The sequence below is a fragment of the Nitrosospira sp. TNL300 genome, from assembly GCF_055385915.1.
Genome location: NZ_AP041005.1, coordinates 1,780,439 through 1,804,541 on the forward strand (window position 1 = coordinate 1,780,439; position 24,103 = coordinate 1,804,541).

Here is a 24,103-nt window from a genome sequence, read left to right on the forward strand (position 1 = left end):
TTTAAGTCGTTCTCGTAAAACAACTTACTCATGATTCCGGCCGCGATGCACCTGCCATTTGTGAGAAACGCGGGCTAAAACCTCCAGTCGAGATTTGCCCGGACACCGTTATCCACGACGTTACTAAATACTTGTCCGGTGTAGGCAATGCCCAGGATCGCGTTCTTGCCAATGTTTGCGTCGAGACCCGCCCCCATGATCATTGCCTCTTTCGCAATGGGGGTGCCTGCAATACTAAATGTCGAGCCACCACTGAAAGCCAGGGCCGAGCGGGTTGGAACGCTGTCAAAGGCATGACGCCATCCCAGACTGCCCCGCAGCCTTGTGGTCGTCCCCCCTGCTGTGGAAAACATGCTCGCCGCATTCATGCCCACCGTGCTGTAGGTGACCCCTTCGTTATCCCTGGCGCTGCTCAACGCTGCGATGCTTCCCCGCTCCTGGAAGCCCTTGGTGGCGAGATTGACATACGCCACTCCCGCGAAGGGCTCCAGTGAAACGTTCTTGAACGGCAACTCGTAGCCCAGCTCGCCGAACACCTGGCCGGTGCGGCCGCGATAATCCCCTTTCACCTGATTGTTGAAACCCGGGAAAAGAATATTGCGGTTCGTTTCGAAGTCATGCCAAGTATAACCGCCGCCAAAACGCAGGCCGAGAGCGTGCCAGCGAGTGCCCCCATAAGCCGTCACATGATAGTTGTCGCTTGAACCTGTTGAAAAGCGTTCGTTCACATTGAAGGACGAATTGCTGTAGCCCCCGGCAATCCCCAGACGCAGGAGATCGGCAATAAGGGTGTCGCCCCCCATGAAAAAGCCCCCGATGTTCCGATTGATGCGCGCCGCATTCATGTCTCCGCCACGGTGTCCGAAAGAACCGAATGCGCGGGTCCAGAATGCATGGCCAGTCGCCCTGTTTTCTTGCAGTGTTTGCCCCGATGCCCGGGAAACAGGGATGCCCGCCCAGCTAAAGGATTGGCGCAAGCGATCATTGACCGCTTCGCGCAGGAAACGGCTATCCTCGATCATGACGCCCTTTGCGCTGGCATGAAGCTCCCCTGAGAGGCTGTCGAAAGCCCGCCGTGCGGCATCCCGATCAGGAAGACCCGTGATTATGTCATACAGTGAACGCCCGGAGCCCAGGCTCTCCACGCCCTGGCCCGCCGCACACTGGTTGGCTGTAACAGTGACAGCGCAAAATGCGAGGGGGTTGGCATTGAGGTAAACGTTGTTCGGGTCGTAGCTCAATATCACATCCAGAAAGGGCAGCGTCCGGGTAAGGTTGAGCGCATCGAATGCTCCTGTCCGTCCGCCTGCCGCCGTCAGGATGGTGTAGCGCGTGCCGGCGGAATAGGTACCCATCGCTGGAGTGACCGCGACCGTGCCGCCATGGAGGTTCGCCGTGCCCGCAACAGTGATCCGGTCGCTGTTTCCGGCAGGGTCGATTTCAACCTCATAGACGGAGCCGGGAAGCTGCGTGTAATTGCCGCTTACCCCAAGCGTGCCGATGGAATTTCCTGGAGCAATCGTGCCAGCAACAATTCCCGTACCGATCACCCCGTTGCCCTGAAGGCGGGCATCCGCATCCACATTCACCACACCCCCCAGGACGCCATTGACGGCAAGCGTGCCGGAATTGACGAGAATCGAACCCACAAACCCTCCTGAATTCCCTGTCAGTTCCAGCGCCCCTGCCCCATCTTTGACGATCGTGCCAAAACCCGAAATCGCCCCTGAATGGCCCAGGTTATTCGAACGGTTGAACTCGAGGGTGCCGCCGAAATTATTCACATCCCCGGTGATACTGCCCGTGGTGCCACCATTGCCGATTTGCAGAGCCCCGGCATCAATTGTCGTGCCGCCGGTATAGGTGTTTTCCCCTGTCAATGTCAGCCTTCCCGCACCCAGCTTGTTCAGCGCGCCAGTTCCCGAAACCACGCCGCCATAGCTCATGTCATTGGAACGATTGAACGTGAGCGTGCCGTTATTGGTCACGTTCCCGGTGATACTGCCGGTGGTGCCGCCATTGCCGATTTGCAGAGCCCCGGCATCAATTGTCGTGCCGCCGGTATAGGTGTTTTCCCCTGTCAATGTCAGCCTTCCCGCGCCCAGCTTGTTCAGCGCGCCAGTTCCGGAGACCACGCCGCCATAGCTCATATCATTGGAACGGTTGAACGCGAGTGTGCCGTTATTGGTGACGTTCCCGGCTATGCTGCCCGTGGTGCCGCCGTTGCCGATTTGCAGGGCACCGGCGGTAATTGTCGTGCCGCCGATATAGGTGTTTTCACCAGTCAATGTCAGCCTTCCCGGGCCCAGCTTGGTTAACCCTCCAGCTCCGGAAACCGCGCCGCCATAGCTCGTGTCATCGGAACGGTTGAACACAAGCGTGCCATTGTTGATCACGTTCCCGGTGATACTGCCCGTGGTGCCACCGTTGCCGACCTGGAGTGTTCCGGCACTGATCACGGTGTCACCGAAATAAGTATTAGTCAGGGTCAGCTGCGCGGAGCCGGTTTTGATGAGACTGCCGCCTATGCCGTTGATGAAACCGGCCACCTCCAGATTCGCGTCTGTATGGAATGTACCTGAGCCAAAATTAAGAAAGATGTTCCGTGTCGTGGTAAAGCTTGCGGTATTTCGCAGCGTGCCATTAAAAAGTATAAGCGGCCCTGTAGAAGTCCCCATGTTGTTGTCGGCACTTACAACCAGGGTGCTGGAGCTGATGAAGGTAGCGCCCGAGTAAGTATTGGCCCCTGTCAACTCCAGCATGTCGTTCCCGGTACCAATCACCTGAAGCCCTCCCGTGCCGGACAAAATACCGTTAATCCGTGCATGTCCGCCAATGGAGCCCCCTTGGACTCGAATGGTAGGGGTTATCCCGCCGAGGTCGATTCCATTCTGGAAATCCAGCATGTTTGCGCTGGATGTGCCGAGAATGAGGGCATGTCCGCTGGGGACAAAGTTTCCGCTCCCCCAGGTCAGAGTGCCGCCGCTGCCACCGATATTGACAATACGATTCGAGCCATTCGAAAGAAACCCTCCACTGCCGGTCCATTGCACTTGTCCCGGGCCTGTGCCGAGACTGCCGGTAAAATCGCCGGTAACACTGGTGAGTTCGACGACCTCACCACTGCCGGGGGAACCATTAAATACGAGATTGCTATTTGGGTCCCACGGTAGCGTCTGCGCGTATGGTTGTGGAGAAACAGCTGATAGCGCAGAGCCTAAAATCACGAGCTGCAAATCGAATAACGTGAAGCCTGGTTTTTTTTTCATAATGCCCTATAGATGATGTACCTGTTGCTCCGCTGTCTGAGGCGAATCAAATAAACGCTCCAGCCGGTATTTGAAGCAATGCGGACATCAGGCTCGCCCATACCGGAGGAAAAGAAGGACCGCATGCTACAGCCCTGGCAGAACGTGCAAAGCGAGCGAAAGAGAGGCCTTCCTCCCGCTTTTCATTTACTCCATGGCATTTCCAACAACAGCGAAGAAACAGGAGGGATTTCAGGCTTACAGGATCAGGGAATCGAAGTTTGGCGGTCGGCCTACAGAAGCTATCTACCTATTCAGTCCTCTATTCATCCCTTCTTCCCTTCTTTGTAGTTTTCTGTGCGGTGATGCACAGCGAAGCAGGGAGCATTGAGGTATAAATGAGCTAAGGCTGTGCGACAGCATCGCCTTTGTTTAGCCCAAAGCGGTGTGTCGCAGGCACGTGAGATGCTCATCTCAGGGGCTCGAGCGGGATGGGCAAAAGCAAGAAGCGCAACTTTGCGTCCTGTTTACGCGAGGTGGGCCGTAAGGTCCAGGGGGCCGACACCATTGTCAATAACTAGTACATGAGCTTAGGAGTCCCCCATGATGGAGGTAAGGAGATAACGATGCAGCGATTCTGGCAAGCGGCTGTGCTGTACAGCGTCATTGCACTTGGGGGAGCCCTGGTGACCTCCACCGCGTCCGCCACGGCCATCGGCGCCGAACCAGTGGGGGGATTTGAAATGGAGACCCCCGCCGGCGTCACCGTCCGTGTCCCTGAGTGTCAACTCAATCATGAAATTCACGGGAGTGGCAAGAAGATTACCAGATTACCCACCAGATAGCGTATCTCGGGTGTGCCGTTCCCCAATTCAGTCTCTGCAACTGGCGCATCGACTTTCACTATGCGGACACGAACGGCAAGACGTATAAGATCGACAAAGGGAAGACACACCACAGCTGCGACCTCTCCGCCAAACGCGAGGTCAATACGAGCCGCACACTGAAGCACTACGGGAAGTCGTGCGCGCACCTGCTGGTCAACGGCAAGCGCCGCGGGGTCCAGTGCCACTACATCACAGAATAGCGAGCGCGGAGGCCTTCGGCTGCGGCTCCAGTTACGGAGCCGTCTTGCCGCACCGTCACAATCCTGCGCCGGGCCTGCCCTCATCTCCGATATTGCATTGCGCCGGCAGCCCTCTTGCGCCACTTCCCTTAGCGATACCCCTCCTGGCAAAGGTTGCTGGCAGGGCTTGGCAGCAATAGAAATCGGTCTCTATCTGAGCTGCTCCTGTTGCCCGCATGGGAAATGTCTACTTTTTCGGCGCACCATTTTTACGAGCTTGCTCACGCATTTTTTTATCCAGCTTATCCATTTGCTCTGGCGTAAGCACACTCTGTAAACTTGATCGCGTCTCTTCCTGTATCAGTTGCAGCTTTTGCCTCTCCTCGTTGAAAATAGCTTCAACTTTCTGTTTCTCTGCATTAAAAATACTTTCGACCTTGGGTCTTTGTTCTTCAGTAAGGCCAAGCTCTTTGCTTATGCGCTCAATCCCTTTACCAGCATCCTTTTGTTGAGCCTGGCCAGAAACAGGAATCAAAAGAAGACTTGAAAATAGCGTCACACTTATCAGTTTTTTATTCATATTATTGAAGATCAGTTATTTGTTGCTCACGAAGGCAGTGTGTCAACTTAATTCGAACCAGATCGGCGGATTCTCAACAACGGAGTATCCGGAATCCGAAGAATCCATGACAAGAGCGGCCCTGAGAAGACTTGGGGGAGATATTGAAACCGGAACCGCTCCCGGGAAAGACAATCCAGCCAATGCTAGAAAAGACCGGAAATAGAGCGCGTCAATCCATTTGTCAAATCGTTGGCCGCTTCCTCATACTGCAAATTTACCTTATTAGCAGTGCTGACGACGCGAGTGCGGTATTTATTCATGTTGCTGACTTTGGTGGAGGTCTGTCTTCTTGAACCGCCTATTCCTTGTTTGGCATCTTGCTGGTTATCTTGCCGGATAAGAACGCCCGCTTCAGCCTTCTCAGCGATTTCCACATCGGTGATAGCCATGTACATGACATCCTTCACTGCCGCACTGGCAACAGTGTCCGCGATGCCAAGAGCTGCGGCACCTGCGAGTCCTCCGATACCGGCGCCGCTCCAGCCATCCATCGCTGCTCCTATTGCCGCTCCCATAGCCGCCCCGGTAATAGCGCCACCATAACCTGCCCTCAACGCATTCTCCGCTGCGGTAGGACTTGCCTTATCGACGCTCAGGACATTGACCTGAAGCCAATAATGGGCAGTTTTTGGATTATTGGAAATAGTGTAACCTTTTCCTTGAAGCACCCTCGCAACAGGACCTGCAATATCGAAGTTCGACTTGTCGGATGTATTCCGGATATTGAGATAAATTGTTCTTTGATCAGGTTCAACAGGGTCCAGAAAAATGGTATCGCTCATTTTGGTCTGAACATCCAGGTCTTTTTTGGCAATTGATGTGTGAACCGCCGCGCATCCGCTTAAAGCCATTGTAAGCGCAAGGACTGCCGTTAGCGCCATATTTCGTTTTTGCAAATCATCCATTCTTTTTTTCCTTTTTATTAATTATTGAAGCTGGTTAGGGGGATCAAGCAATCAAGGGCGCTATTCTTACTTCTTTAAAATCATATGTCATGAAAAACGTGTGATGCAAACTTCATATTCACCAGCCGTAATAGTAGGGGGAATAACCTCCTCCGTAATATCCCCCATAGTATGGGCGGATATAGCCGCCGAAATAACTGCCGTAGCCATAGCCCAGATTACAACCGAGACCGAAACAGCCGGGGGCATACCCCGGCGACTTGGTGGGTTTTCCTCTTTGTGTTGCCGCTTCAAGGGATGCTGTCAAGGAAGCATCATCTGGAACGCTGAAAGGTCTGGAAGCAGTTTCTGCATTAAACCGTCTCTGGATTTCCTCCAGACTCGGATCTGCCCAGGCGACCGTGCTACTTATGGAAAAAACGAATAGAAGACCAGAAAAGATATTCTGGTTTTGAGCCGATACCATTCAACACCTCGCGTTATTATTTGTTAAGGAGGTTTGTTGCGAATGGCAGTATATTTAATTTTTGACCAAATGCAAATTGTTTCTCGTTATTCATAAACGGATCAACATCCTTTGTTTTAAAAGGGGATTTTTTTAGATCAAGCCGCTGGTAGTACAATTCCGGGTTAGGGCTCCGAAAGTAAATTGCAGGAGCCGTTCCGGGCTACAGGCAACAGGAAAAGAAACTGCAAGGAGTGTAGGCAGGGTTTTTGATATCATGCATATGGGGGTATCAGGAGAGGGGCAAAGCTAATCCTTCAAGTGTCTGGCATATGTATGACATTTGGAAAAATCGGCGTGTATATCCCCTATAGCAGTATGCTATCGGAATCTTGTTCCCCTCTCATTAGCGGAAAGAGGAACCGCAAGCCCGTCGACCGTTTCGCCCTGATCCTGAGCCTGAGCCTATCCGAAAATACTGGCGTTGCAAGGGCAAGTAAAATGCTGGTGCACCCGTTCGGACAACGGATGAAGGGATGAATCTCTGCTGGCCGCTGCTCTTGATCTCACAATTGGTCCTGGCTCCCATAGTCATGACAATCCTCCTTTCCCCGGTTTATCCCGATCTATCCCCTGCTCCCTTGACGGGAGGTTTGAGTACGCATTCCCCCATATCGAAAGTGAGCCTGTCACCTCCATAATTCCAGATGGCGGTAAAGGGTGCTTTCTTTTCATCTGCGTCACCCTCCATTTCGCTGGTTTTGATGGTCAGGGAGACGACAAGCGGTTTGTTTTTCGGATGAATGACCGGGACCAGCCTGCCGATAGCAGTAATCGCGCCCCCCGCTTTCACGGTAAAAGCTTTGGTTTTGGCCGAGTAGCAGTTGGTCCAGAGGCAGGCAGACAACTCATTGGTTTTTGCGTTATAAAGAAACGACTCCTCGTGCTGAAAATCCTCCGTCACCCGCTCGCACTGATCCGCGGTACATTCATACTTGACACTCGCCCTGCAATCGAACTCTCCCTTTTGCTGGGCTAAAATTCCCGGAGAGAACAGCAACGATACCAGCAGCGTCGGGTACGCAAACGGTGCAAGATGCCTGGCGCAGGAATGAGAGCAGCAATCACGGCTCTGCAATGGTGAATCCCCACTCCCGCAACTGGGAGATAAAAGATGGCAGGTCTCTCGCGGTTCCGGCAAGTACATGCATGAGGATATTGAATGAAACCTTGCGGGGCATCTGGGTAAACTGCTCCTCGATGTAGGCTATCTTTTCCTCACCCAATCCCTGGGGAGCTTTCCAGTCCTCCGTATCGATATCCCAGGTAACGATAGTGAGTGACAACTTCTCGGCAACTCGGACAAGCTCCGGATCGAGGTGACCACGAAAACCGCCCGCACCATAAGGCGGCCGGATTTTGGTGGGCCGGACCCCGCTGATTTCTTCGATAATATCCTGCGTTCGTTCAAGTTCCTGGCGCACTTCCTCCTCCGTCTCCTGCGCGAGATTGGGATGGCTCCAGGAGTGATTCTGGATATCGTGTCCTTGATCAGCAATCATCCTTGTTGCCTCCGGAAATTGCCTGACTTCATCGCCAAGAACGTAAAACTCCGCCTTGATATCATTTTCGCGCAGCGTTTCCAGAATGCTTTCCAGCGCACTCACAGGCCCCGGCCCATCGTCAAAAGAAAGGACTATCCGTTTTCCGTCACCGAGCATGTTTTCCCTCCTGATAATACTGGCGGTCGCCTGAACTCTTCAAGCTCCTTATCTCCGGCGTATGGACTTTTCCTGCTATATTATCGATATAGACGATATTTTCATGTCTTGCCCGTCTTTTAGCCATCAGCCCGGAACCGGCGGCACTCAATCAAACGTCATGACTTTCAGCCTGCACGGCTATACGAGTGACCAAACCAGTCACATTACGAGCTTTTATAAGGAGATATGACATGGGCCAGTATCAAATTGCTGTAGTGGTGGGCAGTCTTCGCCGCGACTCATTCAACCGCAAACTGGCTGACGCCTTGATAAAGCTGGCCCCGCCGGAATTTACATTCAAATACCTGAACATCGGCGACCTACCGCTATACAACCAGGATGACGATGAAAATCAGGCCGAGTCGGTCAAACGGTTGAAGGCTGAAATTGCCGGAGCCCAAGGCCTGCTATTCGTCACACCCGAATACAACCGGTCCATGCCGGGCGTGCTCAAGAACGCACTCGATCATGCTTCCCGTCCGTATGGGCAGAATGCATGGGCAGGCAAACCAGGGGGAGTGATCGGCGCTTCCATTGGCTCTATCGGCACAGCCATAGCGCAGCAGCACTTGCGCAACTCCCTTGCTTACCTGGACGTTCCCACTCTGGGCCAGCCAGAAGCGTTCATACATGTAAAAGAAGGGTTGTTTGACAAGGATGGGAACATCGGCAATGAAGACAGCAGGAAATTCCTGCAGAACTGGATGAACCGCTATGTCGATTGGGTGAAAAGGCATGCTGCCTGATTATGACAGTTTCCTTTTCATTCCTTGCCGGGAATGATGGTTGCATTCAGATATCGAGACATATCTTGCCAAAGTGCCGGTTGGTTTCCTGATAGCGAAAAGCCTCCACGAGTTCTTCCAGCGGGAAATGACGATCGATTATCGGCCGCAGTCCGGTAGCTTCGATTGCCCGGATCATCTCGATTTGGTGACGGCGGCTGCCAACGACCAGCCCCTGAAGGCGCAGTTGCCGTGTCAACGCAGAGAGCAACGGCAGCGTTCCGGTCATACCCGAGAGAATGCCGACTACGGCGATGTGTCCGCCGATGCGCGCCGCCACCATCGACTGAGCCAGCGTGGCAGGTCCTCCCACTTCAATCACATGGTCGACCCCGCGTCCCGCTGTCAATTCACGTACCAGATCACCCCAGTTTTCATGTTTCCGGTAATTGATGAGATGGTCTGCGCCAAGCGTTTCCAGGCGGGCAAGTTTCTCGTCACTGGAAGAGGTGGCTATTACCGTTGCTCCTGCCACCTTCGCGAATTGCAAGGCAAATACTGAAACTCCACCGGTTCCCTGAATCAGTACCGTTTCGCCTGGCTTCAATGGACCGTCTACCATTAGTGCCCGCCACGCTGTTAAACCCGCGCACGTAAGAGTAGCTGCCTCCGCATGGCTATAACCTTTCGGGGCGTGAGTGAAACCGATAGCGGCCATTGTCACTTGCTGGCATGCAAAACCATCGACGCCATCCCCCGGAACGGTGCTCATGTCATCAATCTCGGCTTGTCCTTCCTGCCAACCTGGAAAGAAGGTACTGACAACATGGTCACCTATTGCAAATTCGTTAACGCCTTCCCCCACGGCAACAACCTCTCCCGCTCCGTCGGACATTGGAATACGCGGCACTGTGGGTGGCCACATCCCGCTTACCACTGCGTAATCATGGTAGTTCAATGAGCTTGCCCGAATCCTGACGGTAATCTCGCCTGCTTTTGGCGCCATTGATTCGCATGTGCCCAGCGTTACACGATCAAATCCACCGCCCGGTTGCACATAGATTACCTTGTTGGTCATCGCTTGCCTCTCATTCGAAACGTGCGTTGGTTGAGTCCAAAAGAATGTTTAGTATATATACTTGATTCCGGACAAAATAACCATTAACACCATATTGTAGACAGAGTTTCTTCACCGCAGAAATTCCGGTTTTCTTACGATTACTAAATGCCGAGCCCGTTTTTTCTAGTGAACAAAGGAATAATTCATGGACCCAAAACCGGTCAGCAATACGATTAATATAATTAGCTCGAAAGATTTATTCACCCGCATCAACTGGCTCGAGCAGCAACTCAATTACCGGTGCTCCGATGCATACTCTGAAGAACTGAAGACGTTGCAAGCGTTTGCCAAAAATGTCGATGCCGCTGCCTCCGTTTCAACCTACGACAAAGGGTCGAACCTCATTCGCAACAGCTACTTCGAGGATTATAGAAAAGTGCTGGAAGCAACGAATACGGAAGCGGCACGCTTCGCCCCGGTCAATTTCGACAGTGTGATTTACTGGCTGCAACTGTGAACACCGACCATCTCCTCACAATCCCCCGAATCCCTGCGCTGGATTCCGGATCAAGCCCGGAATGACGGGATTCATAGTATTTTCTGACCGGATCAATAACTATCGAAGCGCTGCAAGTCTTCGTTTCACTTCATCTGAGCCACCTGTAAATGATCGAATGTGCCTCAGCGTACAGAACGGCAGGAAGGATTTCTCTATCCTGTTTTTAAAGGCAATATTCAGGTTTTCATCAGGAGATAAAGATGGATAACGAGCGAATCATAAGCATGTTGAACGGTCTCATCGATATTTCGCGTGATGGTGCAGAAGGCTTCAAAACCTGCGCGGATGATATCAACGATCCCGAGTTGAAGATGTATCTTCGAAATCGGGCACAGAGCTGTGAGGAGGCGGTGCGTGATTTAAGTGTAGAAGTCAGGCGTTACGGCGGAGATCCCGATAAAAGCGGTACCGCTACCGGCACATTGCATCGCATGTGGGTTGACTTGAAGACGGCAATCACCAGCAACGATAACCTGGCAGTGCTTGAAGAATGCGAGCGGGGCGAAGCCGCTGCCGTGATGGCCTATGACAACGCGCTCAGAGAAGAAATGCCGTTCGATCTGCGCGCGCTGCTTGACAGGCAATACGAAGGTGTTAAAAGAAATCATGATCGCGTCCGTCATCTGCGCGATGCGGCGCGGCATGGCATCAAAGCGGTTTGAGAACGCAGTTCACCATGACTCATTTTTTTACCTGCGGGTGGGAAGCAAAGCCCGTCCAATAGCCAAGGCGTAACCGGCCAGACGTTCCTCTGTCCGGCCATCGATCTCCTGGTTGCGGAACTCAACCATCATCCGGGAAATCGGTTTCCTATCTCCCCTATCGAACCTCGCTATTTCGATACGCGGTATAGGGAAATCTTGCTTTTATCCTGTTTTTCCAAGGTAGCCGTGTTGCCATCGGCATTCAGGTTAAAGGAGCTCGCACCGGTTTCCGAAAAGCCGGCACACCCGTTGGTGTCATAGGTAAACCCTTTGATGCTTAAAGCCTTGCTCCCGGCATCGTACGTGTACGAGGCGAACTCGACACCAGGCCCGCAATTTTCAGCGTGCTCCGGGTTGCCGATCGGATCAACCATCATGAACTTTCCGTTGGAAAAGAAAAAGTAAGTCTGGGTCTTGATATTCGCCCGGTCCGCCGCCCACGTCCCCACGATGCCCTTCGGTTCATTTTCCATGGCTGAATAGCGGCTCTCCTTGATCTCCGTCTTGATCGGCTCTTTGTCCGAACTGATCTCCAGGGTTCCCGCGATGTGGAAAAGCTCCCCAAACAGACTCGCTTGTTTCTTCTCTCTTTGAACCGTCACGATATCCGAATTAATCAGGTCGGAACCGTCCGTGCGTACCCGCACTGTCGGCCGGGGATTGGACAAACCAGCCTGAAGGTTGGTATCGATCGCCGGTTTGCTCACGAATTTGAATCCCCTGGTATCAAATTCTGATACACCTGCCACACCGTACTCCACACCCGCCTTGCTGACCAGCTTACCGCCACAAACGCGGTTGGCATCGCAGGAATCATCCGGCGTGGCTTCACCGTTCAGGTACTCACCCCCTCCGCTGGTGGAGATACGAATTACAGAGGCGGATGTCCCATCATGCTTGACCCAGATGTTGGAACTCAGCATGGGAATGCCTTGTGAAAGGAAATGTGCCCTGGCCTGATCCGCCGTCTTCACAGCACCACTCACGACCCCCGCCTCCCTGGCCTTCTGCAATTCAGCAGAAGCTGCAAACGCAGCCGGAGCGCTATCCAGATTGATGGAAGCTGTGACTGCGGCCGCGGCATTGGGAGGAATGGAGATACCATTATCGGGATTGCCATCGATATCGAGCGATTGCAGCAGAATAAGCAGGTTTTGCAGTTTATTCGCGCTTTCTCCCGCGAGTTCCATGGGAGTTATGATACCTGCTCCCTTCACTTTCCCCAGAGCCAGACCACCCAGCTTGAACTCCACCGTATCACCATGACTGTATTTGAAGATTCCGTTTTCATCCGTATTGGCGGCAGCACCCGAAGACGCGGCATAACCTACACCGCTTACCGCGGTGTCCAGCAGCTTGCCGGTAGTCGGGCCTGTTCCGGTTTTTCCCCCACCGTTGCTGCTGCTGCCGCCTGTTGCCGGTCCGCTTCCATTACCGCACGCAGCGACGCTCAACACCAATGCAATGGGGACTAAATGCGCTCTCAAGCGATTCCCTCTTCTCCGATTAAGCTCCATTCAGATGATTCCTTCCAATCTAGTTGACCCAATATCATATCAGTTCTGCAGAGGTAATGGATGTATTGCCCGCGATGGATATGGGACTAGTTATTGATAAAGCATGCGATCAAAAAGTAAGAGAATACAAGCAGGGAAACAACAGATAAAAAATCAATCGAATTACACTCGCGCACCTTATCCGTATTGCGACTTGTACGATCTTGGATACCTCCAGAATGGAAACTTGTTCTATCAAGAGGAATTGCGGGACAGCTATTGGAATGCGATGGCAAGAACGAGTGTACTTTAGTCCAATGGAAAAAGCGGGCAGAATCCTTAAAGATATTAGCAAACTAGGGATGAGGTAGAGCTTGACGGATGATAGTACAGTTCAAACTGTACTAACTGTACTCTAATCAGGATAAAGAATCGATTTTTGAAAAGGCAATAGCAATAAGTAGGAAGGTAAAAGCCCGGCGGTTAAACCGCCGGGCGGGTACGTTCAGGTCATTTGACCTTTACTTATTGTAGCAACGGCTCTCACCCCGGATGAGCTACAACCATGACATTATGAGGGATAAAATTTTGCCGAGCAAGTCGAAAAAACAGAAGAATGCAGAGCCGCTAACTTTCGGGCTGGATATAGGGATTGCTTCCGTTGGATGGGCAGTACTTTCGCCCGAGCGGATCATAGATTTGGGAGTGCGCGCTTTCGACAGGGCTGAAACGACAGACGGCAAACCGCTGAACCTCGCAAGACGAACAGCTCGGCTGACACGACGCCGTCTGCGTCGCCGCGCATCGCGACTCATTAAACTTGCCGAATTACTTAAGCATGAAGGCTTGATTAACAACGCCCGCATATTCAAAGAACAAAAGCCCTTTCATAAATCGTTGTGGCAACTGCGAGTGGAAGGATTAGAACGTAAGCTCGATACCGAGGAGTGGGCAAGAGTTATATACCATCTTTGCAAACATCGCGGCTTCCATTGGACTAGTCGCGCGGAGGAAAAAGCTGCCGAAAGTGATAGCAAAGGCGAAGGCGGCAAGGTCAAGGATGGCCTTGCTGGAACAGAAAAACTAATGCGAGAAAAAAACTATCGTACGGTTGCCGAAATGGTATTAGCGGAGTTTCCCAAGGCTCAAAGGAACAAACAAGGAGACTACAGCAAGGCACTCTCCCGGATATTGCTCGCAAAGGAGTTGGCGTTGCTGTTCCAGCATCAGCGTGAGTTGGACAATGTATTCGCTTCTAAGGCAATAGAAGAGAAAATTCTCGGCAACGGTGACAAGAAAACTGGCTTGTTCTGGGAACAGAAACCCGCTCTTTCGGGAAAAGATTTATTAAAAATGCTGGGGAATTGCACATTCGAAAAGACCGAATATCGCGCGCCCAAAGCGAGCTTTACTGCTGAACGTCATGTCTGGCTAACGCGGCTCAACAATTTAAGAGTTATCGACAAAGGCATTGTTCGGGGGCTCAATGAGCAGGAGCGGAAAATTGCGCTACCCCTTCCTTACCAGCAAGTCGGCGAACTAACCTACAAACAGTTGCGAACTGCGCTAGTGAAATCCGGTTACTTGTCCGACTCGTTTCGTTTTATCGGTCTCGAAAAAACGAATACTGGAGAAAAAGCAAAGGACTCTGAAACTGCCGTCTTAGTTAAGCTTCCAGGGTGGCAACAACTTCGTGCAACGGTGCAAAAAGCAGGCTTGAAAACGGAGTGGGAAGGTATAGCTGCAACTGCACTCGAAGGGCAGCCGAAACTGCTCGATGAAATAGCTTGGGTATTGAGTGTATTCAAAGAAGACGACGAAGTAAGTGAGGAGTTGTGCAAACTAGCTCTTCCGAGTGTTGAGAAGATGTCCAAAGCTCTGCTGGATATTCGTTTTGATAAATTTCACTCGCTCTCAATAAAGGCACTGCGTCACATTGTCCCGCGCATGGAAACAGGCTTGCGTTACGATGAAGCCTGCGAGCCGCGGTACCACCACAGCCAATTACATCAAGCAGGCCAAAACAAGCATATATATTTGCCACCGTTCTATTCGGGCCGCGATAAGGTCGGCGGTATGAAGTTCACGGAGGATATGAGTATCCCCCGAAATCCGGTTGTGTTACGCGCGCTTAACCAGGCGCGCAAGGTGGTGAATGCTCTCATCCGAAAATACGGTTCTCCTCACGGAGTGCGCATTGAAATGGCACGCGATTTATCGCGTCCTTTGGATGAACGCAAAAAAATCCAAAAAACACAGGAGGAGTTCCGGGATCGCAACAAGAAGGATAAAGCTCTCTTCGCAGCGGAGTTCAATTCTATCACTGCGTTGAACGGTAAAAACTTCGAAAAATGGCAACTCTATCGCGAACAGCAAGGCAAGTGCACTTATTCCATTGAGCCGCTTGATATTCACCGTCTGTTTGAGCAGGGGTATGTCGAAATAGACCATGCCCTGCCCCGCTCCCGGAGCTTTGATTACAGCAAGAATAACAAGGTTCTGGTATTTGCCAAGGAAAATCAAAACAAAGGTAATCGTACCCCTTATGAATATCTGGGTGGCGCAGAAAATAGTGATCGTTGGCGCCAATACGTCGCCTTTGTCGAATCTAACAAATCTTATCGCCTTGCCAAGCGCAGCCGTTTGCTGCGGAAGAATTTCGGAGAAAAAGAAGCCAAGGAGTTTCGAGATCGAAATCTCAACGATACGCGCTATATCTGCCGTTTTTTCAAAAATTACGTCGAGCAGTATTTGCAGTTGGCTACAGATAGTGAAGAAAAACGATGCGTGGTACTCAGCGGCCAACTGACGTCTTTCCTGCGCACCCGATGGGGATTCTCCAAATCACGAGTAGAAAGCGATCGCCACCATGCATTGGATGCCGCGGTTGTAGCCGCATGTAGCCATGACATGGTCAGACACTTGTCGGATTATTCGCGACGAAAAGAACTATCTCGAGTGAGCAAAGACTTTGTGGATCCTGCAACAGGAGAAGCGGTTAACCCTGCATTACTCAAACAATTACGCGAGCATTTCCCAGAACCGTGGCCTCACTTTCGGGACGAACTGCTCGCGCGCTTGCAGATAAATGATCCGGAATTGCTGCGTAAAAAAATAGAACCGCTTGGCACATACCCGCGGGACACAATCGACGCATTGCGTCCATTGTTCGTCTCACGTGCTGTTAATCGGCGGACAGGTGGAGAAATCCATAAGGCGCAGATATTCTCAGTAAAAAATAATGATCCTACCAAAGCACTCGAAAGAGTTCCGCTGCGCTCTCTTACTTTAGCCAAACTGGAAAGGATGGTAGGCAAGCATGATCCACGGAATAAGGCATTGTATGAAGTCTTGAAAGACCGGCTGAATAGCTTCGGCAACGATCCGGATAAAGCGTTCGGACCGCAACAACCAAAACTGGTAAAACCCAGCAAGGTTGGAGATAAGGCTCCGGAAATTCGTTCGATTCGGGTGGAAGTGACACAAAATTCCGGGCTAATGCTTCGGGGGGGAATTGCCGACCTCGGCAACATGATGTGGGTGGATATCTTTCGACATGAAACACAGGGATATTCAGTAGTACCCCGGTATCAAGCAAGCGTCGACAAGATACGTGGAGTTTCAGAAAATCGCACCGGATACACCTTTTGTTTTAGCCTCACAAAAAATGACTTTGTCGAAATCAACATTGGCGGCGAAACTGTTCGGGGTTATTTCGTTCTGTATGAAAGCGATGGTCGCATGAGATTACGGATGCACGACCAACCTCAGCTTGAGAAGTATTTTTTTCGAAAATCGATTACTAGCGCAAAATCGATCACAAAGTTTCACGTCGATATTCTAGGTTGCATTTACCCTGCCTCGCCTGAGAAGCCTCATGACCTGGCGTAGCGTAGTGATCTCGCGACCCGCAAAACTCAGGCGAGAACATTACTCGCTGGTAGTCGAACAGGAGAACGCTGCGTTTGTTCCCTTAGAGGACATCGCAGTAATCGTACTTAATCATCGCGAGATCACGCTCACGCATCCCGTGCTCTCGGCTTGTGGCGAATATGGCATCAGTTTGTTTGCAACTGGCGCCACACATCAACCGAGCGGCGTGTTTCTGTCCTTTTTGCCTCATTCTCGTGCAACTCGATGGCTGCGCCTGCAGCTGGGCTTACAAAGACCCGTTGCAAAGCAGTCATGGGCAACAATTGTGCGGAAAAAAATTGCCAATCAAGCAGCCTGCTTGAGGCTTGCCGGATGCGAAGGTGCAGACAGATTGGATTCTTATGCGAGAAGAGTACGTTCCGGCGATAGCAATAATTTAGAGGGACAAGCGGCCGCCTTCTATTTTTCGAATCTTTTCGGCAAAGACTTTTATCGCAGTCAAGCCTCCTTCACAAATTCAGCTTTGGATTATGGTTACGCGGTGTTACGTGGAACTATTGCGCGCGGATTAGTAGCGCACGGCTTTATGCCATCGCTAGGCTTATTCCATGCGAGCGAACAGAATGCCTTCAACCTCGCCGATGACGTAATTGAGCCGTTTCGCCCGGTGGTTGATCTGTTTGTGAGCAGGCTCGCCACACCGTTGGATGGAGAATTGCACACCCAAGAAAAAGCAGCTCTGGTCGGAATATTGAATATAGATGTACAAATGCCGCGCGGAAAAATGTCCGTAATATCAGCGATTGAGCAAACGGTGAAGAGTATTGCCCGAGTTTATGACGGCGGTAATGAAACTTTGCTCGAACTACCCAGCCTCATCGGGACAGATCAGCACCGCTTAGAGTGCTGAACCATGAGTGCAGAGACACGAAGGTATATGCGCTTGCTCGTATTCTTCGATCTGCCGGTTGTAACTAAAGCCGAACGTCGGGCTTATACGCTGTTCCGCCGTTTTCTCATTAACGACGGCTACGATATGATCCAATTTTCGGTATACGGCCGGATCCTCAATGGAAGTGATGCTTTGGAGAAGCACTTCAAGCGGCTGATCGATAACTTGCCGCCGGAAGGCTCTGTGCGATGCCTGAGTGTGACAGAAAAACAGTTTGCAAGCATGAAGCTCCTCGTCGGTCTGCCGCTTTTCCAGGAAAAAACGATTAAAGCTAACCAAATGCTGCTGTTCTGATAAATATTTTTCAAGCACAATCCTCGCCAAATCCATGCTGGACAAGGGTGTGCTCGAAGGCTATTGTAGTTCATCCGGGGTGAGAGAGGGAGCTACAACCCAGGGACAGCGATAGAGAACCGGCCTGCCATTGTAGTTCATCCGGGGTGAGAGAGGGAGCTACAACCCATTGAAGCTTTCTCCACGAACGCGCTGAATTGTAGTTCATCCGGGGTGAGAGAGGGAGCTACAACGTTTCGATTCTGATTGCGTTAGCACCAGCTATTGTAGTTCATCCGGGGTGAGAGAGGGAGCTACAACCGAAGGGCAACGTGCCGGTTTCAGCGCTGGATTGTAGTTCATCCGGGGTGAGAGAGGGAGCTACAACATAACCAGATTGCGAAGCACTGCTTCGTTCATTGTAGTTCATCCGGGGTGAGAGAGGGAGCTACAACCCGCTTCATCAACGCTCCCCCATTGCTCAAATTGTAGTTCATCCGGGGTGAGAGAGGGAGCTACAACGCAGGATGCTGTTTTATGGCTAGCGGGAGGATTGTAGTTCATCCGGGGTGAGAGAGGGAGCTACAACCAAAACTGCTCCGATAGAGTTGGCTTATGGATTGTAGTTCATCCGGGGTGAGAGAGGGAGCTACAACAGATGGGAAAAGATACGCATAGAACTCATTATTGTAGTTCATCCGGGGTGAGAGAGGGAGCTACAACACTGGCGTGTATCCGTGCTGCCAGTAAATAATTGTAGTTCATCCGGGGTGAGAGAGGGAGCTACAACTCTTTCACTTGCTTCCCTCCTCCAAATACCATTGTAGTTCATCCGGGGTGAGAGAGGGAGCTACAACACGCTCTGCGAAGAAACTGCGTTTGAGCATATTGTAGTTCATCCGGGGTGAGAGAGGGAGCTACAACGCCGCAGAACCCGCTATCGCCGCAGCAAGAATTGTAGTTCATCCGGGGTGAGAGAGGGAGCTACAACCCATCATGCTGAGGTTCAGCCACCCTAAACATTGTAGTTCATCCGGGGTGAGAGAGGGAGCTACAACACATTTGCCGTTGCCACGCCGCTGGCAACCATTGTAGTTCATCCGGGGTGAGAGAGGGAGCTACAACCTGATACATGCAAATCCTATTTCCAGGTATATTGTAGTTCATCCGGGGTGAGAGAGGGAGCTACAACCCTATGGATGGGAGTCTGCACGGGTCTGGCATTGTAGTTCATCCGGGGTGAGAGAGGGAGCTACAACAATCGGACGAGAGATACCAAGCCTTGGCAGATTGTAGTTCATCCGGGGTGAGAGAGGGAGCTACAACGGTGACCAAGGTTCCCCACCTCGCTAGTGTATTGTAGTTCATCCGGGGTGAGAGAGGGAGCTACAACCTTGATCTGGAAACAGCACAGCCAGTTTCCATTGTAGTTCATCCGGGGTGAGAGAGGGAGCTACAACATACTTGGGGGGATGACACACTGAACCCGAATTGTAGTTCATCCGGGGTGAGAGAGGGAGCTACAACCAATCAGAATAAAAGAGCCATTTCCTGGACATTGTAGTTCATCCAGGGTGAGAGAGAGCTACAATATGCTGGCGCGTCCTAAGAAGCAAGGTTGAGATATAATTGAGCGGTAAAGTCCAGAAGACTGCCTCTTTGTGATTTTACGAACTCAGGTTCAGTAACGCTGAATCTTCCATTCCCTTATGTTTTATTAAAGAACATTGATACCAACAAATATCAAGGAGAACGATTAATGCGTAAATTCCAGGCCCTTGCAGCTTCGCTCGCTTTCACCTGCTCCATTCCGCTGGCACTTGCCGCCGAAGGAACCGTTGCAATTTCTTCACCTGCGGAAGGCGCCAAATTCAACCCGAAGACGGACATCGAGCTGGTCTATGACATCTCGCTGGGAGACAAGGGCGACCACACTCATCTCTATATCGATGAGAAGGAAATCCTGACGCTGCGTAATCTGAAGGGAAGCCAATCCCTGGGAACACTTGCAGCGGGGAAACACGAAATATGCGTCAAGGTGGTAAACAAGGCGCATACGCCCATCGGCCCGCAAAAGTGCGTCAACGTCAATGTAGAAGCATAGGTGTTTGAAAACCTCAACTATGCCATAGTGCAGTTGGTGCATAATTTCGGCGCCGCTGCCGTGGTGGGTTTTCCAGTCCTTGGGTGGTACATCTCGGGGCAGGCCAGCCCTGTGCTACGTAAGTTTGCCTGGATAGTCGGGTTGAGCTGGGCAGTTCAGGCGATGAGCGGTGCAGGGTTTGGTGCAGTGAGTTACTACTATTACCAGACATTCCCCGAGCTGCACGGCGTCGCCTTTACTGCATTACTGATCAAGATTCTCTGTGCCGCAGGGGGAGTGGTCATTGCAGTGAAGTATTTGCGTCAGTCGGCCACATGGACGCCTAAACGGCGCCGTAGTGCCTGGGGGCTGCTCAGCCTCCTGGGTGTAACGGCGCTGTCCGCCGCCGCATTCTTGCGCTGGTATGCGTGATTTGACCCCACGGTGAGCCACATCCGTCGCGAGGTCCTTCGAATTGTGCGCCTCCTGACCCGTGAGAAAAGTGTGACTCCACCCACCTTGGCCTGCTCGTTCTATCGGGGCTGAAGTCGCTCGCAAAACTCCGCCGCCAGGTCGGTGAGAAGCAAACGGTAAACCTCGTTCATATATTCCACTGCTTCTGTGTTCACGGATTCCCATGAGCCGGACCATTCCACGAAGGTCCTGTCATCCGTCGTCACCGGGAGCAGATGCAGGTTGCCCACGTAATCTTGAATCTCTCCTGATGAAACCGGGGAAGGCCCTTCGTTCATGGAATACATCATCCGACGCTCGATCTCGCTGTAGGCGATCAACGTATCCAGGAATTCCCCGTTTAACAGCCTCCTTGCCCCCACCGAATATCCATCGCCCTCGCCCACCTTTTCGCACGACTTGACCAGCGAAGGTGCCCAGGAGAAGTCGTGGAAGTTCCGTATCCTGGACCAGACCTGCTCAATTGGAGCATCGACGACAATGGAGTTGTATACTTTTGGCATGATTATCCTCTCTCTTGTTTTTTCAGCCCGACTCTGGCGGATTTGTCACCCGCTTTTTCGGGCAGATTTCACCGCGGCCGAATACCGGTCGTTTTTAAGCTAACATATATCACATCATATCGACAGAACAATGTGCTGAGCAGAAACATCGGTGTTGGGCTCCGCTTTTCTTCGTCATACTGCTACCGCAGTGTTGCTCCTCCTATGCAGCGGCTGCGTTCATACCGTGCCATTCCGGGACGCAGCCGGAAATATCATTCCCGGCAGTATCGCCAGCATGGAAACGATTACCATTGGCGGCATTCCTCAAAGCATCTGGTTTCGCGGAATATCCATTTCCAATCCTCCCCTGATTCTCCTACACGGCGGGCCGGGCGCCAGCGAGTCAGCGCTCTTTCGCCACTATAATTCCCCGCTTGAACAGCATTTCACTGTCGTGTATTGGGAGCAGCGAGGAACGGGTCGATCATTCCATTCCAATATACCTCCTGAATCCATGTCCATTGCACAGTTCGTGCTCGATCTGGACGAGGTCGTAGAACAGGTAAGACACAGATTCAACAAAGAAAAGGTGATATTGGTCGGCCACTCGTGGGGTACGGTGCCGGGGATAATCTATGCTTCGCAGCATCCCGAAAAAGTCTCCGCTTATGTGGGTATTGCCCCAGTGGCCGATGTGCCGGAAGGTCGCCGCTTATCCTACGATTTCGCCCTGTCCGAAGCGAAAAATAGGGGAAATGCCAAGGCGGTTTCGGAACTGGAAGCCATCGGGCCGCCGCCCTACGCCTCTGTCGATGAAAGGTTGACAACTGCCAGATGGGTGGAGCGGTTCGGCGGCATATTCCATACCAATCTGTCGACAGGTAAGCTGATATGGACGGCACTCAATACCGATGAGGCGAACCTGGTTGACCTTATCAGGTTTGGTCAGGGCAATCGCTTTTCTCTCGTGCAACTGGAGAATGAAATATCCAGGCTCAATCTGAGCGAACACTACCGCTCATTCAAGGTACCCATATTCTTCCTGCTTGGGCGTTATGACATGCATGTTCCTGCGCTCCTGGCGGAGCGATATTTTGAAAAGATCAAAGCGCCCTGCAAGCACATGATGTGGTTTGAGAACTCTGCGCATAACCCACCCTTCGAGGAACCGGCAAGGTTCAACCGTCTACTGATTGAAGAAGTATTACCGGTTGCAAATCAGTAGGGTCAGCGTCGATTGATCGTTAGAAAAGAGCCAGTTTATCGAAGACTCCATTTGATCAATCGACTCTCCTATTGATTCTGTTTCCCCGTATTTTTCTTGTAGTTTTCGAAATGAGGGCTATATTTAACAGCAGAAGCTCTGCCCGGCGAGATTGAGCTAGTCTTACGGTGCTTATCCTTAATATGCCGGATGCTGGTGTCAGATGGTATATGCCAAGGGATGGCGGTATATGCCAAGGGATGGCGAAACAGTCTCCCCTCAGATCGTTTAAAAGTCGTGAAAAAATGTTTGAATCTTAAAGACGATATCGGTTTAACATTTGCTCTTTCCCATCTATTAACCCTTAACCTGATGCCTGCCGCTAAATATGAGAGGAAACCGGATGAAAACGCTCTCGACCGCTTTCTTTTTATCTCTCTTGTTCAGTATGACACACGTTGCTTACGCACAGCAGACAAAGTGGCGGACATTCAGTGAAGAGGCAATATCACTTTACAAGAAGGGCGAATATGACAAAGCGGTAGCCGCCGTCAAGAAATCGCTCGCGGTTGCGGAAAAAGAATATGGTCCTGATCATCCTGATACTGCCACCAGCCTGAACAACCTTGCGGAGTTGTACCGCGACCACAAAAAGTTTACCCAGGCGGAGCCGCTCTATAAGCGTGCTGCGGCAATCCGGGAAAAGCACTTTGGACCAAATCATTCCCTGGTTGCAAGAACCCTGAATGGGCAGGCTGAACTCTACCGCGCCCAGAACCGTTTCGGGGACGCCGAGCCGCTTTACAAGCGGGCACTGGCCATCCGGGAAAAATCCCATAGGCCAGACCATCCGGACATCACGCAGACCCTGAACAATCTTGCGGAACTGTATTGCGTCCAGGAACGGTACGCGTCGGCTAAAGCGCTTTACGGGCGCTTGCTTCCGATACGGGAAAAAGCGCTCGGTTCCGACCATCCTGGTCTGGCAGCAGGTCTGCACAATCTTGCATTGATCCACGAGAACGAAGGCCGACATACCCAGGCCGAACCGCTCTACAAGCGCGTGCTGGCGATCCGCGAGAAGGCCCTGGGCCGGAATCATCCCGACGTGGCGCAGGATTTGAGCATTCTTGCGGAACTTTATCGCACGCAAGGCCGCTATGCACTGGCTCAACCCCTTTATGAACGTTCACTGGCAATCTTTGAAAAAGTTGCCGGAAAGCACCACCTTGATGTTGCCACTATCCTGAATAACCTTGCGTTCATCCATCACAAGCAGGGGCAATACGCACAGGCAGAACCGCTTTACAAACGGGCACTGGCAATCTGTGAAAAGTCGCTTGGCACCGATCACCCTACCACACGGATAACCCGGGATAATCTTGCCGGACTTCGTATCGCAATGGATCGACTTACCCCGGATGACGAACCGGAGCGGCAGGTAGCGCGGTTCAAGTGGTTCAGTAATATAATGGGCCGGCCGTGAGCCTGATCCACGAGCAAACGAAAAATAAAGGTTTCGGATTCCTTGGGAGGTTTTTGCCTTATTTTCTCCAGCACGGGCACATTTCCGAATCAATAGTCAGACTGCGGTTTCCGAATCTCCAGTAAGAGATTATTGAACACGCTCTAAAGCGCCGACACGTATATTATTAAAGGAAACGGGCATAGCGTTCTTAAAATAAGATAGTCTATTTGGTTGATCCTCAGCTTACCTCCTCCGCCTCGCAAAAACCAGCCGTTGCAGTATCAGCTTTCAGTTCTTGTTCTTGTTTTCGTTTCTGTTGAGCCTCAGATAAAAGCCTCTTCCAGTCTCTGACTTGTTCGGGCTTGCTGCCACCGGTACATCTTGGGATGCGTTATCCGCCAGTCTCATCGTAAGGGCAATGCGCTACGCTTTTCATCGACTTCCAGCACTTTGACCTTGACCACCTGCCCCACCTTGACGACCGTGTGTGGGCCTTTCAAAAACTTGTCAGCCAATGCGGCGATGTCGTTTCTGAAGGAGATTGTTGTTTTCCCCTCGATGTCGAAAGACTTTTCAGATGATCGAATGAAGAAAGAAGCTCATCTGCCAAGCAGTTGAAAACATAGCCTTTTAAAAATAGGCATGATTTTTGCTCCTCATATATAGAGCTGTGAGGCATATCAAGCAGCTCATTTATA

At 51.6% G+C, this 24,103-nt stretch carries 22 protein-coding genes and 1 CRISPR repeat array; of the genes, 10 read left to right on the forward strand and 12 right to left on the reverse strand.

The features are described 5' to 3' along the window. Window positions 1-74: 74 nt before the first annotated feature. The 8 genes from ACZ5BW_RS08195 to ACZ5BW_RS08230 all read right to left on the reverse strand — a co-directional run bounded on the left by ACZ5BW_RS08195 (window position 75) and on the right by ACZ5BW_RS08230 (window position 8,007). The gene (locus ACZ5BW_RS08195) at window positions 75-3,269 is read right to left on the reverse strand and encodes an autotransporter outer membrane beta-barrel domain-containing protein (protein WP_464538795.1); all 3,195 of its coding nucleotides are present in this window, start codon (window positions 3,267-3,269) and stop codon (window positions 75-77) included. 569 nt (window positions 3,270-3,838) lie between these two features. Continuing rightward, the gene (locus tag ACZ5BW_RS08200) at window positions 3,839-4,045 is read right to left on the reverse strand and encodes a hypothetical protein (protein WP_464538797.1); all 207 of its coding nucleotides are present in this window, start codon (window positions 4,043-4,045) and stop codon (window positions 3,839-3,841) included. A gap of 5 nt (window positions 4,046-4,050) precedes the next feature. Continuing rightward, window positions 4,051-4,419 carry a hypothetical protein gene (locus tag ACZ5BW_RS08205; protein WP_464538799.1) on the reverse strand — a complete coding sequence of 123 codons (369 nt, stop codon included), beginning with the start codon at window positions 4,417-4,419 and terminating at the stop codon, window positions 4,051-4,053. Between the two features lie 142 nt (window positions 4,420-4,561). Then, on the reverse strand, window positions 4,562-4,894 hold the full coding sequence (locus ACZ5BW_RS08210) for a Spy/CpxP family protein refolding chaperone (RefSeq protein WP_464538801.1): 333 nt from the start codon (window positions 4,892-4,894) through the stop codon (window positions 4,562-4,564). 185 nt (window positions 4,895-5,079) lie between these two features. After that, window positions 5,080-5,841: a complement resistance protein TraT gene (locus tag ACZ5BW_RS08215; protein ID WP_464538803.1), complete on the reverse strand. Its 762-nt coding sequence runs from the start codon at window positions 5,839-5,841 to the stop codon at window positions 5,080-5,082. A 118-nt stretch (window positions 5,842-5,959) separates the two neighbouring features. Continuing rightward, window positions 5,960-6,148: a hypothetical protein gene (locus tag ACZ5BW_RS08220; protein ID WP_464538805.1), complete on the reverse strand. Its 189-nt coding sequence runs from the start codon at window positions 6,146-6,148 to the stop codon at window positions 5,960-5,962. Between the two features lie 754 nt (window positions 6,149-6,902). Beyond that, the gene (locus ACZ5BW_RS08225; RefSeq protein WP_464538807.1) at window positions 6,903-7,424 is read right to left on the reverse strand and encodes a hypothetical protein; all 522 of its coding nucleotides are present in this window, start codon (window positions 7,422-7,424) and stop codon (window positions 6,903-6,905) included. Continuing rightward, window positions 7,411-8,007, reverse strand: coding sequence for a polysaccharide deacetylase family protein (locus ACZ5BW_RS08230; protein WP_464538809.1), 597 nt, complete (start codon window positions 8,005-8,007; stop codon window positions 7,411-7,413). Before ACZ5BW_RS08230 ends, ACZ5BW_RS08225 begins: the two co-directional genes overlap by 14 nt. Window positions 8,008-8,240: 233 nt before the next feature. On the opposite strand from ACZ5BW_RS08230, the gene ACZ5BW_RS08235 reads away from it, so the two are divergent. Beyond that, a complete protein-coding gene (locus ACZ5BW_RS08235; RefSeq protein WP_464538811.1) occupies window positions 8,241-8,795 on the forward strand; it encodes an NADPH-dependent FMN reductase in 555 nt (184 codons plus the stop codon). 46 nt (window positions 8,796-8,841) lie between these two features. On the opposite strand, the gene ACZ5BW_RS08240 is transcribed toward ACZ5BW_RS08235, so the two are convergent. Further along, complete coding sequence (locus tag ACZ5BW_RS08240; protein ID WP_464538813.1) at window positions 8,842-9,852, reverse strand: zinc-dependent alcohol dehydrogenase family protein; 1,011 nt, start codon at window positions 9,850-9,852, stop codon at window positions 8,842-8,844. Window positions 9,853-10,039: 187 nt separating this feature from the next. On the opposite strand from ACZ5BW_RS08240, the gene ACZ5BW_RS08245 reads away from it, so the two are divergent. Both ACZ5BW_RS08245 and ACZ5BW_RS08250 read left to right on the forward strand, forming a co-directional pair. Beyond that, complete coding sequence (locus tag ACZ5BW_RS08245; RefSeq protein ID WP_464538815.1) at window positions 10,040-10,351, forward strand: hypothetical protein; 312 nt, start codon at window positions 10,040-10,042, stop codon at window positions 10,349-10,351. Between the two features lie 242 nt (window positions 10,352-10,593). Then, window positions 10,594-11,055: a ferritin-like domain-containing protein gene (locus tag ACZ5BW_RS08250; RefSeq protein WP_464538817.1), complete on the forward strand. Its 462-nt coding sequence runs from the start codon at window positions 10,594-10,596 to the stop codon at window positions 11,053-11,055. A gap of 170 nt (window positions 11,056-11,225) precedes the next feature. Here ACZ5BW_RS08250 and ACZ5BW_RS08255 read toward each other — a convergent pair whose 3' ends face one another. Beyond that, window positions 11,226-12,584, reverse strand: coding sequence for an adhesin (locus tag ACZ5BW_RS08255; protein WP_464538819.1), 1,359 nt, complete (start codon window positions 12,582-12,584; stop codon window positions 11,226-11,228). 561 nt (window positions 12,585-13,145) lie between these two features. Here ACZ5BW_RS08255 and cas9 point away from each other — a divergent pair. The 5 genes from cas9 to ACZ5BW_RS08280 all read left to right on the forward strand — a co-directional run bounded on the left by cas9 (window position 13,146) and on the right by ACZ5BW_RS08280 (window position 20,206). Beyond that, window positions 13,146-16,484: a type II CRISPR RNA-guided endonuclease Cas9 gene (gene cas9, locus ACZ5BW_RS08260; protein ID WP_464538821.1), complete on the forward strand. Its 3,339-nt coding sequence runs from the start codon at window positions 13,146-13,148 to the stop codon at window positions 16,482-16,484. Then, window positions 16,471-17,376 (forward strand): type II CRISPR-associated endonuclease Cas1, encoded by a 906-nt coding sequence (cas1, locus tag ACZ5BW_RS08265; protein ID WP_464538823.1) that lies wholly within the window; start codon window positions 16,471-16,473, stop codon window positions 17,374-17,376. Before cas9 ends, cas1 begins: the two co-directional genes overlap by 14 nt. A 27-nt stretch (window positions 17,377-17,403) precedes the next feature. Further along, a complete protein-coding gene (gene cas2 / locus ACZ5BW_RS08270) occupies window positions 17,404-17,712 on the forward strand; it encodes a CRISPR-associated endonuclease Cas2 (protein ID WP_464538825.1) in 309 nt (102 codons plus the stop codon). 62 nt (window positions 17,713-17,774) lie between these two features. Further along, a CRISPR array of direct repeats spans window positions 17,775-19,218; the repeat unit is 37 nt; unit sequence ATTGTAGTTCATCCGGGGTGAGAGAGGGAGCTACAAC. A 232-nt stretch (window positions 19,219-19,450) separates the two neighbouring features. After that, window positions 19,451-19,795 (forward strand): hypothetical protein, encoded by a 345-nt coding sequence (locus ACZ5BW_RS08275; protein ID WP_464538827.1) that lies wholly within the window; start codon window positions 19,451-19,453, stop codon window positions 19,793-19,795. Further along, a complete protein-coding gene (locus ACZ5BW_RS08280; RefSeq protein ID WP_464538829.1) occupies window positions 19,796-20,206 on the forward strand; it encodes a hypothetical protein in 411 nt (136 codons plus the stop codon). Window positions 20,207-20,307: 101 nt separating this feature from the next. Here ACZ5BW_RS08280 and ACZ5BW_RS08285 read toward each other — a convergent pair whose 3' ends face one another. Further along, a complete protein-coding gene (locus ACZ5BW_RS08285) occupies window positions 20,308-20,751 on the reverse strand; it encodes an SRPBCC family protein (RefSeq protein WP_464538831.1) in 444 nt (147 codons plus the stop codon). A gap of 151 nt (window positions 20,752-20,902) precedes the next feature. Between ACZ5BW_RS08285 and ACZ5BW_RS08290 the strand changes: the two genes are divergently transcribed. Both ACZ5BW_RS08290 and ACZ5BW_RS08295 read left to right on the forward strand, forming a co-directional pair. Continuing rightward, window positions 20,903-21,958, forward strand: coding sequence for an alpha/beta fold hydrolase (locus ACZ5BW_RS08290; protein WP_464538833.1), 1,056 nt, complete (start codon window positions 20,903-20,905; stop codon window positions 21,956-21,958). 382 nt (window positions 21,959-22,340) lie between these two features. Continuing rightward, window positions 22,341-23,423: a tetratricopeptide repeat protein gene (locus ACZ5BW_RS08295; RefSeq protein WP_464538835.1), complete on the forward strand. Its 1,083-nt coding sequence runs from the start codon at window positions 22,341-22,343 to the stop codon at window positions 23,421-23,423. Between the two features lie 386 nt (window positions 23,424-23,809). Here the strand turns inward: ACZ5BW_RS08295 and ACZ5BW_RS08300 are convergent, their stop codons facing one another. Continuing rightward, window positions 23,810-23,920, reverse strand: coding sequence for a S1 RNA-binding domain-containing protein (locus tag ACZ5BW_RS08300; protein ID WP_464574127.1), 111 nt, complete (start codon window positions 23,918-23,920; stop codon window positions 23,810-23,812). Between the last annotated feature and the right edge of the window lie 183 nt (window positions 23,921-24,103).